Raw genomic sequence first — 17,743 nt, 5'->3', positions numbered from 1 at the left:
GTAAAGAATAGAGTGCTAAATCTTTGGTTGGATTAAGTTTGATGTAAAACGAGTTATTAAGTCATGAAGAAGAGTAAATATATTTATTTTGGTTTTGTTTTTTTAATTATAGTTAGTTCTGCAATTGCCTATAATAATGTTAATGTGTTTAGCAACTCAAAAATTGTTGCTCCTTCAGTTACTTTTACGTTCAATAATAATAATACATGTTCTGGACAAAGTGTATCTTTTAATTCTACTGTCTCTGGTAATGGTCCTTTTGAATATTCTTGGAATTTTGGGGATGGTACTCCATTGAATACAACCGCAAATCCAAATCACGTATTTCAAGCTTTTGGCTGTGGAAACCAAAACTTTAATGTAACACTTACAGTAACAGACAATAACGACGAAATAGGCGCAAACACTCAAACTGTTATTGTAAAGCAAAAACCAAATATTAGTTTTGAAGATCTTAATCAAGGTTTTGGAGATCCCTTTGATAACTGTAACGCTGCTACTATAGATTATACTGTTTTAGTTGGAAATATTTCAAGTTCAGGTAGTTGTGTTTCATCATATTCTGTAAATTGGGGTGATGGGAATTCAGAGAATAATGTTTCTTTTCCACTTTCACATACGTATCAAACCTTAGGCTCATTTAATATGGTAATTAGCGGTTTAGGTTCTAATGGTTGCCAAGCACAGAAAGTGTATTTAGTGAAAAATTCCAGTAATCCTACAGGAGGAATTGTAACACCTGGTAATACTGTTAATCTATGTACACCTATAAATCCATTACAATTTGCTATTAGTAATTGGGGGGAAAATCCTCCAGATACAATCTATAATGTAGATTTTGGTGATGGAACAACTTTTACACTTACTCAAAATGATTTAGAATCATCACCTTATTACAACAGTTCGAATCCATCTGCGTCAGCAAATTATCCAATACCACATACTTACACCGAATCTAATTGCCCAAATAATAGTTATACTATTTTGTTAGATGTTGTTACATCATGTGGAGTTTCTAATTTGACTGCTGGACCCATTACGATTCTTGAAAAACCAGAAGTGAGTTTTGATGTAACGGATCCAGAATGTGTTGGTGAAAACATACAATTAAACAATACTTCGAGTACAGGTTACAATCAAAATTGTACCACAAATGCAAATTGGTTTTGGGACATGGGAGATGGTTCAACTTATAGTGATTTTGAGCCAGTTCATTCTTATTCTGCTCCTGGAACCTATACAATTTCATTGTATGCTGAAAATTATTGTGGCTCCACCGATCCTGTTACACAACAGATATGTATTGAAGCTCCTATTAATCCTGAGTTTACATCAAATAATACGGAAGGTTGTGCCCCCTTTACTACAGTTTTAAATAATTCAACGAGTTTAGCAGATCAATGCGGAGTCCCAACTTTTGAATGGGTTATTAATTATACGCCTAGTTTTTGTGGGACAACAAGTGGTTTTAGTTTTATCAATGGAACCGATGCAAATTCTCAAAACCCACAAATTGAATTTACAAACCCTGGAACATATGAGGCTATTCTTCAGGGTACAAATTCTTGTGGTATAGCCAATAGTATTCCTCAAGAAATATTTGTTAAATCGCCTCCTCAAGTTGGAATTTCTGAAATCGCAAATTTTTGTGGTTCTTCAGCCGTAGTGTCTCCAATGTCCACGGTAGATAGTTGTGGCCCCGACCCAGTTACCTATCAATGGAGTTTAGATGTGGGTGTTTCTCCAACAGATTGGGAATTTATAAATGGTACAAATGAAAATTCGGAAAATCCTGAGATTAGCTTTATAACTTCAAATAGCTACGTTTTAAGTCTGGAAGTAACAACCAGTTGTGGAACAAGTATAGATACAGAATCATTTGTAATCTCACCAGTTCCAATACTAACAAATACAGATTTGGATCAAACCTTATGTTCAGGAGCTTTGACCGACGAAATTGTATTAGTATCTAATAATTCTAATACAACCTATCAATGGACCGGCACATCGCCTTCTGGAAATATTTCGGGTTTCATTCCTTCTGGAACCTCAAATAATATTCCATCGCATATACTTACTTTAAATAGTGGTACAATCGGTACGGTTACTTATACGGTTACCCCTTATTTAGTGAGCGATTGTCCAGGTGATCCTATTCAGTTCACAATCACCGTCAATGCAGGGCCATCTATTGACACCCAACCTGTTTCAGGAACTTATTGTTTGGATGCTGTGGCAGAGGTGTTAACATTAGTCTTATCAAATAATACAACGGGTACACCAACATATCAATGGTATGTTAATGATTCAGGGATAGATGATCCTGCAGATCCTAATACAACAGCCATTCCTAGCCCAGAAGGGACGCAAGCAAATTACCTGCCACCAACAGATACCTTAGGGACACTTTATTATTTTTGTGTTATAAGCTTGGGAGGAACTGGTAGTTGTAGTGAAATTACTACGATCCCAGTTGCTGTAATAGTCACACCTAATATAATTATAAGTGATGAAACTCCTTTAAACCAAATTATTTGTTCAGGTGCTAATGCGGATGAATTAAGTTTTAATACCAATAATGGAGGGGCTGGGACGATTAGTTATAATTGGTATCTTTCAGATGACAATATTATTGATAACGCAGACACACAGGTTGGAACAAATAGTACTTATAATCCAGGGGTTTTAAGTACGCCGGGAATTTACTACTATTATGTTACTATAGACGTGGACGAAAATTTAGGATGTTCAGATGTATCTAGTGAAATATATAGTATTGAAGTTTTAGAAGACCCTGTGGTTACAATAACTCCAGTTGATCAAACAATATGTAATGATGCTCCTGTCGATTTATTAATAGCTCAAGTGTCAGGTGGTATCGATGTAACAAATGATGGTAATATCGATAATGCTGACTATGAGTTTCAATGGTTTTTAAATGGAACGGCAGTTACAGAAGTAAATGATATAGATGGAGATCCTAGCACGTTTGGTCATGACATTTCTTTGCCGGCTGGTGTTTACAATTATTATTGTGAAATATCTCAACCTAATAGTCTGGATTGTAATGCGACTAGTAATATAGCAACAATTACGGTTAGTCAAGGGGCGTCAATAAGTACACAACCCTTAGAAGCTATATATTGTTTAGGTGATACGATAGCGGATCTCGAAGTGATAGTTTCAAATGGTGTAGGAACTCCAGATTATCAATGGTTCTCTAATGATACAAATGACACAGTTACCCCTAATCCAATAGGAACAAACTCGAGCACTCTAACGGTGCCAAATACCAATGTTGGTTTGTTTTATTATTATTGTGTCATTTCCTTTTCTGAAGGAGGTTGTTCGGAATTAACAACTCAAATTATATCTATTACTATCAATCAAGTTCCTGAAATAAGTGATTACAATGACCTTATTTGTAGTAATAACTCATTTTCTATTATTCCTGATAATAGCAATGGAGATATTGTTCCTTTAAATACCACATATACCTGGTCAACACCTATTGTAAATCCTATTGGAGCCATAACTGGTGCATTAGAGGAGCTAACAGCTACTACATCTATTTCACAGTTACTAGAAAATACAACGACCAATCCAGCCACAGTAACTTATACCGTAACACCAAGGTCTGGTGATTGTATAGGAGATGTTTTCGAAATTCTCATTACAGTAAATCCGTCTATTACAGTTATAGCAACTGTTAATAATAATAGCTGTTTTGAATCTAATAATGCATCTATAGAAATCGATGTGACTGGTGGTGTTCCCTTCCCTAGCGGTAATCCATACACCATATCATGGAGTGGTCCAAATGGGTTTACTAGTTCCGATGAAGACATCACTAACTTAGAAATTGGCACTTATGTTTTAGATATTATAGATGACGGAGGTTGCCCATATTCAGAAACGTTTATTATTACAGAACCAGAAGTTTTAGTTTTTGGTGCTATAAATTTTGATCCAGAAACCATTACCTGTTTTGGAGCTAATGATGGTTCCATCGATATTAATATAGAAGGTGGTAACATCCCTTATGTTTATACATGGACATTAAACGGTTCTCCGTTTTCTACAACGGAAGACCTTACAGATTTAGGACCTGGTAATTATGAAGTAACTGTAACGGATATCAATAATTGTGGCCCGGTAACGCAAAGTTTTACAATTGTAGAACCCCCATTATTAGAAGTATCTCTCGCCATGCTAACAAATGTTATTTGTTTTGGTGATGCTACTGGAGCGGTGGACATAAATGTTGTAGGTGGTAGACCTATTTATTCATATGTCTGGACAGGCCCAAATGGGTTTACCAGCTCAATGGAAGATGTTGATAATTTAGTGGCAGGGACATATACTGTAACTATAACAGATAGTTCCGGGTGTTTAGATACCCTCGATTTCATAATTACTCAGAATGATGAAATTAGTATTGATGTTACAACAACAGAAATAGAATGTTATGGAGATAATGATGCTTCCATAACAATAAATAATATCTCAGGGGGCATACCACCTTATACTATTGCATGGAGTAATTTTGGAACGGGGATGCAGCAAACTAATTTATCGGCAGGAATTTATACCATTACAATAACAGATGCTATTAATTGCTCAAAATCCTTTCCAATAGAAATTGAGGAAGCTCCCATATTTCTAATTGATCCTGTTGTTACTCAAATGTCCTGTTCTGGTGAAAATGATGCAAGTATCATTCTTAATTTTCAAGGAGGTATGGCTCCTATTACAGTTGTTTGGAATGATGATAGTAGTGCAGGAGTAGAACGTAATAATTTAGCTCCAGGGACGTATTCTGTTACTATAACGGATGGTACACCTTGTGTTATTCAGGATAGCTTTACCATATTTAATATTTTACCATTACAATTGTCAGCAAATGTAACTCATGCACTCGATTGTGATGACATTAATAGTGGCTCCATTAATTTGTTGATAGCTGGTGGAACACCACCTTTTAATGTGGATTGGTCCAATGGAGCCACTACAGAGGATTTAAATAGCATCCCACCAAACACCTATCATGTTACGGTTACAGATGCTCATGGTTGCCAAATAGAAGGGAATTGGGAGGTCAATAGATTTGAACCTTTAGTTCTTGATGTTGATATTCAATCGGAAGTAGATTGTGTGGCTAAAACCGTGGATCAAACTTTTGTTGCCTTGGCAAGTGGAGGTGTGCCTCCATTTCAATTTACTTGGTCTAGCGGAACAGTAAGTGGATTGAATAATGAAATGATGACGACAGATGTAAATGGACTTGTTGTTTTAGAAGTTTTAGATAGTCAAGGCTGTACCACTAATTTCAGTTTTAATGTGGAAATACCTGTTCTAGGTGATCCTAATTTTGAAATATCTTCTTTTGGTTATACCAATTATGGTGTTTACGCTATTCAAGACCCAATTCAATTCACTAATACTGCAACGGGAGATTTTGTTAGTATTTTATGGGATTTTGGTGATGGTAATTTTTCGTCTGAAGTAAATCCGATTCATACTTATTTACAAGTTGGGAATTATGTGGTTACTCAAACGGTTACCTATCCATTTGGATGTGTGTATAGTAATATTATAACCTTGATTGTTGAAAAAGGATATAAACTTATTATGCCAGATGCTTTTACTCCTAATGATGATGGTCTTAATGATTTTTTTGGGCCTGAATATATTGGATTAAAGAAAATGAAACTTAATATTTACGACACTTGGGGAAGTCTTATTTACTCTGAATCTGGTGATGATTTACAAGGTTGGAATGGTAAAGTTAGAAATGAAGAAGCCGAAAATGGAAATTATTATTACGCCTTTATTGCTCTTACATTCTATAATGATGAAATAGAAGAACAAGGCCCTGTGGTAATAATTAAATAATAGCCTGAATGAAATTTAAAATTACACTCTTTATTGTATTTGTCGCAACTATATATACTGCAAAGGCACAAGATCCTATTTTTTCACAAGCTAATTATATTCAGGAGACTTTAAATCCTGGATTTACTGGTTTTGAAGATAATGGTAGAACTTATGCTGGTATAATAAGCCGTTTGCAATGGCCAAATTTAGACTTAAAACTTACTACGCAATATGCGTTTATTAATCAGTCTTTCGATTATGGACCAAGACTTGGATTTGGTGTGGGGGCTAATGTAATTTGGCAGTACGAATCGTTCAATAATTACAATTATTATCAGGTAAATGTAAGTTATGCCCAACGTATTAATTTGACAGGGGGTTGGTTTTTTAGGCCTGGAATTGAAGTTGGTGTAGGTAATAAAAGTAATCGTTTTCAAAACCTAATATTATCCGATCAGATTAACATTAATACAGGAACTATTAATCCAAATTCCGTAGATCCATTAAGTAATAACACTCATAATCCTTATTTCATGGATTTTTCTACAGGCTTTGTTTTCGAAAAAGAAGATTTTAATGGTGTTACTTATTGGTTTGGAGTTTCTGTTAAACATCTTAATAGGCCAAATATTTCTTTTGTTGAAGGAGAAGAGGTTCCGTTAAATATATTTTACTCTTTGCAAGGGAATTATAGATTTCCTTTTTTGAATGATGATAGTATCATGATGACCGCTAATTACATGCAACAAGGGGAATACAATCGATTAGATATTGGGTCTATCTTTCAAGTAAGACAGCTTCTACTTGGTCTTACGGCCGCAACAAATCCAATTCGTAATGATAATAATAGTCATGTGCTAACTTCTGTCAATGCATTCATAGGATTGGAGTATACCGAGTATAGATTTGGTTTCTCCTACGATATGGATACCTCTGGAATTGGTAATACAAATGGTGTTTATGAGTTTTCTCTTACTTATCTTTCCAGATGTCGCAGATGTAATTTAGATCGAAGTAGAAAGCGTTAAACCTGCCAACCTGGAAAATACGACTCTATAAAGAATAATTTTATGTTATCTTAATTCAATAATTTTGTTGATGAAAACGTTTTTTATGCAAGTAGATTTTTTAAGTCCTAATAATCGGGGCAAATGTATTTTTTAATCATGTGGTCTGTTATCTTTTTTAAGGTCTTTCCAGTTTCTGGATGCAAACCTAAGGATGTAAAGAATTCTAATTCTCCTGATTTGTTTTTACCATACCATAATTTTTCTGTGCCATCTTCTTTAAAAAAATCAGTTTGACAATCTGGACTTGCTTTTCTAAAATCGGTAATGCGGTCTAAATTATAAATTTTTAGTACACCTTCATTTAATAGTTTGGTATTAAAATCAGCTTCAATATAATGATCCGTTTGCCAAACCATCCATCTCTGTTTGTTTATGCTCGAATAAATAACAAATGCTGCTACTAAAGAAAGGATTATAATGTAAACTCGATACTTTTTGAAATTTGATTTGAAAGGTGGTAACTTTTTGTTCTTCTTTTTATCACCTATGCTATTCGTAAACTCTGAATAATTAGTAAATCCTAAATAGGTACAAAGTCCGTTAATGATTCTTATTTGGTTGATCTCAATATCTTCTAATGCTTCTTCTTCAATTTGTAAGGCGCCTTTATAGTAGTCCCTATAACTTCGCTCTCCTAAAGAAAATCCTTCAATATTTTCAACACAATCAGAAATTTCTTCAGCTAATTTAACCTTTGAAGGATTTTGAATTCCTTGATTTGTCAAATCACTTTTAGCTTTCTCAAAAGCCTTTATAATTAATATTTTATGCATTTATCAGGTGTTTTCCAGGGATTAAAGTTACATAAATATTAATGGAATTTGTTGGAAAATGTTTTCCATAAAGTTTCCAATTCATTTCCAGATGCTTTCCAACCTTAAAATTATAAAGGTCCTTTATTTGCTTCAAATGGAATTGATGAGGTGCTTTTATAGGCATATTGGGAAGTAAGCTTTCTAAATCATTTCTTCAATTCATTCTTCCCGAATTAGAGAGACGTCTCCAATTAAAATAGGTGTTGCTAACACTAAATGTACTTATCCGAAAAAAATCGGACAGCAACACGAATGTCTAATTTTAAAAAGAAGTAATGATGAAAAAAATGATTTTAATATGTGTTATGTCATGTCTGTATGCAGGATTAGTATCCTGTGACCCAGAAGTTATAAACGATACCATAGGTTCAGATGAATGTTGTGGAAATTTAGGAGATCTTCCGCCACCCCCGCCACCAACAACAGGTGGGTAATTTGTAAAGGAGTTTTTAAATTATTAAATGGAATAGAGGAATGATTTAATGAATTGTTCCTCTTTTTTTATGGTATTACGGAATCCCGTAAGGAAATGATGTTTAATGAGTTTAAGTTTGAGTTGTTAATTTTAAATAATATAAATATGGCAAATTACTATGTAAATAAAAATTCGCAATCTAATGGTGATCATGAAGTTCATAGAATGGGATGCTCTTATATGCCCTTAATTGAAAATAGAATTTATTTAGGAGATTTTGATAATTGTGTAGTTGCAATTAAAGAAGCAAAGAGATATTATTCTCTTGTAAATGGATGCTATTATTGTTCTAAAGAATGCCATACATCATAAATAAATAAATAAAGAATGAAAAGTATCTATATTATAATTATCGCATTAGTTATTTTTTCCTGCACCTCACCATTGAATAAAAAATTTAATGAAGATACAGCCAAGGAGGATATACAAGGTTTAAAAACTAAAATGGATTCAACCGAATTTATGCTTTTAGCAGGAACGATGATAAGACTTAAATTTCAAGATCAGAAACTGGAGACGATGACTTATTCAGAAATCTTAGAAAAAGGGAAGCGTTGGAAAATTGAACAGGAAGAAATAGAAGAAGAACAAAGAAAACTTGCAGCTAATGCATTGGAGGTTGAAAATGATAGGACTAGACGTTTATCTGAAAGTGTACTAGTATCTTGTTTTTCTAAAGGATTTACAAAATATGATTATGAAGATTATATTACATATAAGTTTGTTATTCAAAATAAAACAGATAAAAAAATAAGAGCAATAAAAGGTTCTGTAACCTTTAATAATTTATTTGATGAAACTATAAAGTCCTTGAATCTTGTTTATGATCAATCTATTGATGCTGGGATGGAAGTAACTTATAGTGCTCAAACAGATTACAACCAATTTACAGATAGTGATAAAGCTTTAAAAAATAAGGATTTGAAAGATATGAAAATTATTTGGAAGCCTGAGAAAATTATTTTTGAAGACGGATCAACTTTAGAATAGATAATTTAAGAGTTTCGGATTTCAAAAGGTATCATATTAGGAAATAATTTTTAATATGATCTTGAAGACACTATTATAAAATAGGAGGCACCTAGGTACAAAGTCATGTCATCAAATCAAGAAATAATTATATTCAAATAACTTCAACTTAAAATGTTTTAATAACTATTTTTATGAGTAATTCAAATTCAAAACAATGGAGTTCTGCAACTCCAGGATACGTCATCTTCCTTGTAGACCAATCAGGTTCTATGAATGAATCTTATGCAGAAGGAAAAACTAGGTCAGAATTTACTGCACTAGTAATAAATAGCACTATAAATGAGCTAATAAACACGAATATGGACGGAGAAAAAGTAAAAGACCGAGTCTTTATTTCTATGATTGGGTATGGTGGAAGTAGTGCTTTAGCTGTTGACGATATTAGGTCTGACTATTTAAGTTCATTTGGTGATAGACCAATTAGAATTGAAAGTATAAAAAAGAAAGTTTCTAATGGAGCTGGTGGTTTAGTAGAAATTGATGAACAAATTCCAATTTTCATTGAGCCTACTGCAAACGGTTTAACGCCAATGGCGGATGCTTTTTCATTTGCAAAAGAATTAATTGAAGGTTGGCTTCAAAAGAAACCAGATAATCCAGCACCAATTATTATAAATATTTCTGATGGTCTGCCATATACAGGAGATTCGATTGATACTGCAATGAATAACGCCATTTCTGTTTCAAAAGAAATAATGAATATCAATTCGGCGGATGGTAATCCTTTAATTTTCAATTGTCATTTGGGAGAAGGAAAAACTCATACTTTCAATGAAAACGAAAGTGAACTTTCTGATGATCAAGCAAAATTCCTTTTTAAGGTTTCTAGTAAAGTTCCTGAATCATACAAACAAGCAGCCGTTAAACAAGATTTTCAAGCTAATCCTGAATCAAGAGGTTTTGTTTCTAATGCAGACCCTGAATTATTTATAAAATTCATCAATTTTGGTTCTTCTGGTGGTTCAGATAAAATCGCGTAATCTTTAAATTGACTTAAATGCAAATATCAATTAAAGGATATATCACGTCAAAAGAATCAGAACTATTTTATGACTGTGCGGACAGATATGCCTATGATAAATCACAAAATAAATTCGCCATTTCTGACGGTGTATCTAAATCTTTCTTTCCAAAAATTTGGGCTGACGTTTTAGTGAACAAATGGGTTAATTCTAAAGAGTTTGATGAAGCTCAATTTATAATTGATTGTCAAAAAAAATGGTTAGAACAAGTTACTGAAATCGTAAATAAGCCTGATGCAAAGTGGTTCACTAAAAATGCTTTTAATAGAAAAAAATCTGGACTAGCAACTTTTGTTGGGTTAAGATTCTACAAAAAGAAGAAAGAATGGTTTTGGAAGGCAGATGCATTGGGAGATAGCTTTTTGTTTTTTGTTCCAAAAAAAATGAAAGATTTTTCAAAAGAATGCATTGTTCTATCATCAAAAAAAGAACCTATTGTTTTTGACAATTTTCCCGATTATTTGAGCAGTTTAGGAAACAATCACAAAGGAGAAAAACAGATAAAGGAAAGCCTTTTGACTTCTGGTACATTCTATTTAATGACAGATGCTCTTGCAGAGTGGTTTTTAAATGAAAAAGAAAATGCGATAAGCAAGATTAGTGTCTGGGAAAATCAAAAAGATTTTGAGCGTTTTGTAAATGAGGAAAGATACAATGAGAATTTAGGTAATGATGATACAGCCTTTTTGTCAATTAAAATAGAAGAAGACAGAAAAGACCAATTAACCTACGTTTTAGAAGACGTTTCGAATATTAACGAACTTGTAAAAGTACAACAAGGGGAAATTGAAGTTGCCGAAAAAGCAAAAGAGAAAGAATTAATTCTTAAGCAAGAAAATTCAAATTCTGAAATTTCTGTTGAACAAACTCTACAAATTGAACCTGTTGAAAATAAACTTTCCGAATATGAAGAAACTGAAATCGAAAAGCCTAAAAAAGGAATAATAGAAAAAGGAAAGGAGTTGTTATTTGGTAAAAAGGGAAAAGAGCAATCTGCTAATCAATTAGAAATCGAAACTGATGAAAAAATAGAAGTAACAGAAGAACAACAGGAAGAAAAAGAACCTTCAACCCAAGGCGAAGAAAATAATAGAGAGATTGAGAAATCTGAAAATTCAGAAAAGAATGAAAGTCAAGAAAGTGAACCAATTAGTATCGAAGAACCTGAACCAAATGCTAAAACACCAAACAATTCTTCGCAAAATATAACTGATAAATTCTAATTATGTCAAATTACCCTTCTAGAACAGATATTGTTACTGCAATGCGAAATCCACACGTTAGCTTTAGATCAAATGAAATAATTGGTGGTTCAGTCATCCAAAATGGTTCTAGGATAATTCAATATTCAGGTGGCTACACAACTGTTTTTCCATTTCATAAAAAAACAGGAAATAAAGTAGCTGTTCGACTTTGGATTGCAGATATTGGAGATGCAAAAAAACGTTCGCTTGAAATTTCTAATTATTTGGAGAATTTGAATAACGCATATTTCGCAGGATTCAAATATATTGATGATGCAGTATTGGTAAATGGCACATTGCACCCAATTGTTCTTATGGATTGGGTGGACGGTCAAACTCTAAAAGAATATATCAATTCCAATATTACTAATACTTCTAAAATTCTTGATTTAGCCGAAAAATTCAAAGAAATGACAGCATATTTTCATAAAGAAAATATTGCTCACGGAGATTTACAGCACGGAAATATTTTAATAAAAGGTGATGGCTCACTTGTTGCAATTGATTATGATTCAATGTTTATTGAACCATTAAACGGAATGACTGACACCATAAAAGGTTTGCCAGGTTATCAACACCCAACAAGACATAGCAATCAATTTGTAAATTCAAGATTGGACTACTTCTCTGAACTTGTAATATATCTTTCCCTTTTAATTTATGCTGACACACCAAAATTGTGGGATGACTACTATGAAACAGAAGATTTGCTTTTTTCAAAAGATGACTTTGTAAATCCTAGTAATTCAAAACTAATTATTACCCATTTAAAATCAACTAATCCAACAATTTCTGAACTTACTGAAAAGATGGTGGAAGAACTAAAAGCAACTGACATAGCTCAATTACGCCCTTTGGAAGATTTGTTGGTAAACAGACGCGAAGTAACTAAAGACAATATTTTTGATAAGTGGGATAAACAACCAAATCCAGCTACTAAAAAGAAAGTATCGTTACCAAATAAAAATGACATCACAAACAAATTTTAATGGTAAAAGCTTACTTCGAAAATATACACCTTCAAATTATTGATCATATCGAGAATGCACAATCGGATATAAAGATTTGTGTTGCTTGGTTTACGGACTTTGAAATTTACTCAAAATTAGTTGACAAGCTAAAAGAAGGATTGAACATAGAAGTAATAATTGCGAATCATAAGTTCAATAAAAAATCAAGAGTAGATTTCAAAGAATTCTTAAGCTTCAATGGCAAAGTTGGCTACATAGGCAATCTTAACGATAGTTCGAGAGATAGTTTTATGCACAACAAATTCTGCATAATAGATAACAATACCGTAATTACTGGTTCATACAATTGGTCGTTTAAGGCTCGAATGAATGATGAAAATATATTAATCATTCAAGACGATAATTTATTGACGAAACAATTTGAAAACAAATTTTTTGACCTTAAACCGCAATTTGGATTTGCAATTAAAAACAACAAAGTGGCATTGTTACCAATAGAAAATATAATGGCAAAATGGGATAAAAAACCAAACTTGAATTCAAGTAATAAAAAGCCATCACAAAACACTTCAAATATTTCAGACAAATTTTAATCCATGGCTATCAAGCAGGACATATTAACATCAATAAAAAATCTAGACCTTTTCTTAAAAGTTCCTGCTTTAAAGGGTGCAAAAGCTAGAATCAATAAAAATGGAAATCCATTTGTTTACGTAGGTGGTTTCAATATGGTGTTTCAATTAACCCATAAATCTAAAAAATGGGCATTTCGTGTTTGGCACGTTCCAATGGGCGAAAATGAAGAACGATATTTGAAAATATCAAAATACCTAACCTCTAAAAAGTTACCCTATTTCGCAGAGTTTATATATGACGAAAAAGGAATTCTTATAAACGGAGAATTGGTTGACACGATAAGAATGGAATGGTTAGATGGTTTGCTTTTCAAAGATTATATTGAAAAGAATCTTGCTAACTCATTGGCATTGATTTCACTTGCCGACAATTTTTTGAAAATGTGTCAAGATTTGAGAGATAATCAAATTTCTCACGGAGATTTACAAGAAGGTAATATTTTAGTAACCGAGAAAGGAGATATAAAATTAGTAGATTATGATTCGATATGTATTCCAGAAATCGAGGGTCAGAAAGAATTTGTAACAGGACTTAAAGGGTATCAGCATCCATCACGCTTTAAAGGAGGAAAAGCTACTTTAAAAGCAGATTATTTTTCAGAGTTGGTTATTTATTTGTCAATTCTCACCATAGCTAAAAAACCAGAACTTTGGAATAAATATCAAGTTAAAGATACACAATATTTATTGTTTTCTGAAACTGATTTTGAGGATTTAGAAAATTCAACTATTTATCATGACCTATTTGGACTTTCACTAAAAATTGACAAGCTTCTAGCCATATTAATTGAATACATAAAAACTAAACTTTATACGGATTTAAAGCCCTTCCCTCTTTATTTAGAACCTCCTATTATAAAAGTTTTCACAAGTGATAAAGAAGTGTTAATTCAAGGTAGTGAGATTATTCTTTCTTGGGAAGTGGAAAACGCATTGAAAGTTTCAATAAACAATGGTATTAATGAAGTTGAATATTCTGGAAACATAACTTTAAAACCACAAGATTATTTTGAATATATTTTAACTGCAATTGGTTTTAATGAAACAATAGTAAAAAAACTTGAAATTAAGGTTTTTCCAACTCCCATTATAAAAAGTATTCAGGTCCCTATTCCTTTATTTGAGAAAACAACCAATTTAGAAGTAAATATTCCAGAGTTTCCACATATAGAATTAGGAATAAATAATTTCTCCAATAACCTTAATGTGAATTTCAACAATTCTATTAACCGCTCTTTTGAGGAAATCAAGTTCAACACGCTTTATGAAAACTTTAGTAGTCTAAATGATAAAAAGGGTGGTTTGAAGCAAATTTTTCAAGCTGTAAATAATAGTAAAATCATTTCCAAAATATTTAACAACCAATCGAATGAAAAAAATTAACAAATTTTTTTGGTGGTGTGCAGGTGCCAATATCGAAATTTTAGAAGAATGTCCTACTGACCACTCAAAATATTTTGGTGTTGGTGGTACAATAGTATTTACGGCATTAATGGCAAGTTTTGCTGGAGGTTATGCCTTCTTTACAGCTTTTAAATCTGTAATACCATCATTGTTTTTTGGTGCATTTTGGGGATTATTAATATTTAATTTAGACAGATATATTGTTTCAACCATAGGTAAAGGAGATGGAACTCAAAAAATAACAAAAGAAGAATGGAAAATTGCAGCGCCACGATTATTGATGGCAATTCTATTAGGCTTTGTAATTTCTACACCATTGGAATTGAAGATATTTGAAACAGAAATACAAACGGTTGTCGAAAGATTAAAGATTGATAAAGCTGTAGAATTGCAAAATCGAGATACGACTTTTGTTTCAAATTTAAACAACTCAAAGGACAGAAGAACTTCAATAGACAATGACATAAATAAATTAACTTATGATAAAACGAGTCTGTCTGAAAATGCAGGTAAATTTTTCGAAAATTCTATTGCAGAACAAAAAGTTGATTTAAAAAACAAACAATCAGTCGTAGAGGTATGGCAAAGAAAAGTGAACTCTTCATATAGTTCTTATGTTAATGCCAAGAATGATTCTTTGTCGAATTCAATTATAAACAAGAGGCTTGGAGCATTAAGAGTAAATCAGTCTGAAAGGAACAAAGCAAGGGAAGAAGTTCAGTCAATTCAAGACAAAATAGAAGACTTAAACAATAATAAAGGAAATGCTATTATTGATGAGAAAAATAGAATTAATGATTTGTTAGCAAGTAAACAGCAAGAAAAAACAAACTTGAATGAACAAATAGCTTCCAAACAAAAAACTTTAGACAAAAAAAATGTAGGTTACGAAAACAAGACTGAAAATTATGATGGTTTTGCAGCTCACCTTGAAGCATTGAGTATTTTAACTAGTGAAAAACCAGCAATATTCTGGGCTAAATGGTTAATAACACTGTTATTTATTTTTATAGAAGTAGCACCAGTTTTATTTAAACTAATGGCAGAATCAGGACCTTATGATGATATGATGGATAGGTTGAAGCACGAATCATTTGTAAAAGAAAAACAAAAAATATCGGATATAAATGACAGTATAAATACTTCTATAAAAATTTCAACTGAGAAAAATCAGAATAGACTCGATGCAGAAATTGTAGGAAACAAAGCTTTGCTTAATAAAATAGCATTAGCACAGGCCGAAATTGCTGGGTTAGCAATAGAAAAATGGAAAGAAGAAGAAATAAAAAAATTAAATGCAGGTGTAAATCATATAATTAATCATAATGGTGAATTAAAAATTTAGTTCTCTGGAAATTTACAATCCATTACTGTATTTTTATAAAAACAATTTAGCTTCAATTAAAGTTAAGATAGTAAAGCAATTTATAACCAATTAATAAAATTTGAGTCTTACATATTTTAAGCAACTACTAGTTTTTATTGCCTTTTTTCTTGGTTCTCAACCTTCGGAAATAGGCGATTTGGAGAGTTTTCAAATGGAAACTAGTTGTAGGTTTAAAATAAATGACGGCCTTATTTCTGTAGCCTCCTGGAACATCCAAGACCTAGGCCAATCAAAAAGCACTGAAGAAATAAACTTCATGGCTAACATCTTAAAAGATTTCGACATTGTGGCCATTCAAGAAGTAGTTGCCAAACATCCTGCAGGGGCCCAAAAAGTGGCGCAACTAGCCGACGAGCTAAATAGAAAAGGTGCCAAGTGGGATTATAGGATAAGCGACCCAACTAAAAGTCCTTCCTCACATATGAGTGAGCGATATGCTTTTATTTGGAAAACAAGCAAAGTAAGTATTCAGGGACGCCCTTTTTTAGATGCCGAGTTGGAAACTAAAATATATAGAGAACCCTATATTGCTAAGTTCAAAATAAAAGAAACTAATGAAGATTTTTTTCTGGTAAACTTCCATTCCAGAAAGCATGACGATAAACCGGAACTGGAAATCCAATACTTTAAGGACTATCGGGAGAGATTTAATACAAACAACATGGTTATAGCGGGCGACTTTAATTTAAATGAACGTCACGCAGTTTGGGACAGTATGTATCAACAAGGTTTTAAATCAGCGCTAGAAGATTCAAAAACCACTTTAAAACGTAAATGTGCTATCAATAATTACTTAAGTCATGCTATTGATAATATATATTATTCTAGTAACATCTCGTTTGTTAATTCAGGAGTTATAGATTATATTGAGGTCTGCGAAAGTTTAGAAGCAGCACGCAAAATATCCGATCATTTACCTGTATTTTTAGAGTTTGGTATAGAAAACATAAAAAAGTAACTAATGAAGCCTTTTAAAATCTTACTATTTATTTTAGCATTAGGAGTTACTTCTTTTAGTTTTTCCCAAGATGTATTTACTACTAAAACAGGCAAAAAATACCATAAAGAATCTTGTAGGTATCTTAGTAATTCCATGTACAGAGTGGATTTAAATGATGCTATTCAATATGGGTATGATCCCTGTTCTGTGTGTAAACCCCCAACTAAAGCATCATCAACTAATAATAGTGCGTCTAATTTCTCTAGTGCTTCTTCTAATAGTACCAATGACACTGCTAAACAATGCTCCGGTAAAACACAGGCCGGTAATAGGTGTAAACGAACCACTAAAAATTCCAACGGAAGGTGTTATCAACATTAGAATAGTATTCAAGTCGTTTTCGTAATGAAGGAAAACCGTAAGGATTATTATTAAGTAGTAGTTAGTTTTATATTTTAATTAGAATAATTCAATAGTATAGATTTTGAAATTATTAAAATTAACACTTGCCATTTTTATTTTACTCTGCCTCCTGGATATGCCCTACAGTTATTACCAATTAGTACGATTTTCAGCATTCGTATGCTTTAGTTTTTTAGCTTATCAAGCCAATACTAAAGAAAACAAAACAGAAGCATTTATATATTTAGCATTGGCATTACTTTTTCAGCCGTTTTTCAAAATTGCGCTTGGCAGAACCATTTGGAATGTTGTGGACGTTATAGTAGGTATTTGGTTAGTCTTGAGTGTCTTATTTAAGCCAAAAGATAAATCAATAGAATAATTGAAAATTAGATATCACTTATTTCAAAGAGTTTATTATATTTAAACTCTCCTTAAAATGAATAGCAGAAAAACTTTTGAGCTATGA

The 17,743-nt window shown here is 32.4% G+C and carries 14 protein-coding genes; 13 read left to right on the top strand and 1 reads right to left on the bottom strand.

Annotated features, from left to right (window positions below; translation table 11 throughout):
• Positions 1-63 precede the first annotated feature (63 nt).
• Entirely contained in the window at positions 64-5,895 is a 5,832-nt protein-coding gene (locus tag IEV77_RS12305; protein WP_188465269.1) for a PKD domain-containing protein, read from the top strand.
• An 8-nt stretch (positions 5,896-5,903) separates the two neighbouring features.
• Positions 5,904-6,905 (top strand): PorP/SprF family type IX secretion system membrane protein, encoded by a 1,002-nt coding sequence (locus IEV77_RS12300; protein WP_188465267.1) that lies wholly within the window; start codon positions 5,904-5,906, stop codon positions 6,903-6,905.
• Between the two features lie 107 nt (positions 6,906-7,012).
• Here the strand turns inward: IEV77_RS12300 and IEV77_RS12295 are convergent, their stop codons facing one another.
• Entirely contained in the window at positions 7,013-7,720 is a 708-nt protein-coding gene (locus tag IEV77_RS12295; protein WP_188465265.1) for a hypothetical protein, read from the bottom strand.
• Positions 7,721-8,049: 329 nt separating this feature from the next.
• Between IEV77_RS12295 and IEV77_RS12290 the strand changes: the two genes are divergently transcribed.
• The 11 genes from IEV77_RS12290 (at position 8,050) to IEV77_RS12240 (ending at position 17,656) form a co-directional block, all read left to right on the top strand.
• Positions 8,050-8,196 carry a hypothetical protein gene (locus IEV77_RS12290; RefSeq protein ID WP_229736663.1) on the top strand — a complete coding sequence of 49 codons (147 nt, stop codon included), beginning with the start codon at positions 8,050-8,052 and terminating at the stop codon, positions 8,194-8,196.
• Between the two features lie 146 nt (positions 8,197-8,342).
• Positions 8,343-8,549 carry a hypothetical protein gene (locus IEV77_RS12285; RefSeq protein WP_188465263.1) on the top strand — a complete coding sequence of 69 codons (207 nt, stop codon included), beginning with the start codon at positions 8,343-8,345 and terminating at the stop codon, positions 8,547-8,549.
• Between the two features lie 15 nt (positions 8,550-8,564).
• Positions 8,565-9,227 (top strand): hypothetical protein, encoded by a 663-nt coding sequence (locus IEV77_RS12280; RefSeq protein ID WP_188465261.1) that lies wholly within the window; start codon positions 8,565-8,567, stop codon positions 9,225-9,227.
• 173 nt (positions 9,228-9,400) lie between these two features.
• Positions 9,401-10,249: a vWA domain-containing protein gene (locus IEV77_RS12275; protein ID WP_188465259.1), complete on the top strand. Its 849-nt coding sequence runs from the start codon at positions 9,401-9,403 to the stop codon at positions 10,247-10,249.
• A 17-nt stretch (positions 10,250-10,266) separates the two neighbouring features.
• Entirely contained in the window at positions 10,267-11,514 is a 1,248-nt protein-coding gene (locus IEV77_RS12270) for a hypothetical protein (protein WP_188465257.1), read from the top strand.
• 2 nt (positions 11,515-11,516) lie between these two features.
• Positions 11,517-12,524, top strand: coding sequence for a protein kinase domain-containing protein (locus IEV77_RS12265; RefSeq protein WP_188465255.1), 1,008 nt, complete (start codon positions 11,517-11,519; stop codon positions 12,522-12,524).
• Positions 12,524-13,099, top strand: coding sequence for a phospholipase D-like domain-containing protein (locus tag IEV77_RS12260; RefSeq protein WP_188465253.1), 576 nt, complete (start codon positions 12,524-12,526; stop codon positions 13,097-13,099). The genes IEV77_RS12265 and IEV77_RS12260 overlap by 1 nt, the downstream gene beginning before the upstream one ends.
• 3 nt (positions 13,100-13,102) lie before the next feature.
• On the top strand, positions 13,103-14,524 hold the full coding sequence (locus IEV77_RS12255) for a protein kinase domain-containing protein (protein ID WP_188465251.1): 1,422 nt from the start codon (positions 13,103-13,105) through the stop codon (positions 14,522-14,524).
• Positions 14,511-15,890 carry a DUF4407 domain-containing protein gene (locus IEV77_RS12250; protein WP_188465249.1) on the top strand — a complete coding sequence of 460 codons (1,380 nt, stop codon included), beginning with the start codon at positions 14,511-14,513 and terminating at the stop codon, positions 15,888-15,890. The genes IEV77_RS12255 and IEV77_RS12250 overlap by 14 nt, the downstream gene beginning before the upstream one ends.
• A gap of 100 nt (positions 15,891-15,990) precedes the next feature.
• A complete protein-coding gene (locus IEV77_RS12245; protein ID WP_188465247.1) occupies positions 15,991-16,890 on the top strand; it encodes an endonuclease/exonuclease/phosphatase family protein in 900 nt (299 codons plus the stop codon).
• Positions 16,891-17,356: 466 nt separating this feature from the next.
• Positions 17,357-17,656, top strand: coding sequence for a DUF6804 family protein (locus IEV77_RS12240; protein ID WP_373282348.1), 300 nt, complete (start codon positions 17,357-17,359; stop codon positions 17,654-17,656).
• Positions 17,657-17,743: the final 87 nt, after the last annotated feature.

The sequence above is a fragment of the Xanthomarina arctica genome, assembly GCF_014638915.1.
Taxonomy (GTDB): Bacteria; Bacteroidota; Bacteroidia; order Flavobacteriales; family Flavobacteriaceae; genus Xanthomarina; species Xanthomarina arctica.
Note: the sequence above shows the minus strand (reverse complement) of the source record. Positions and strands in the feature narration are given on the sequence as shown.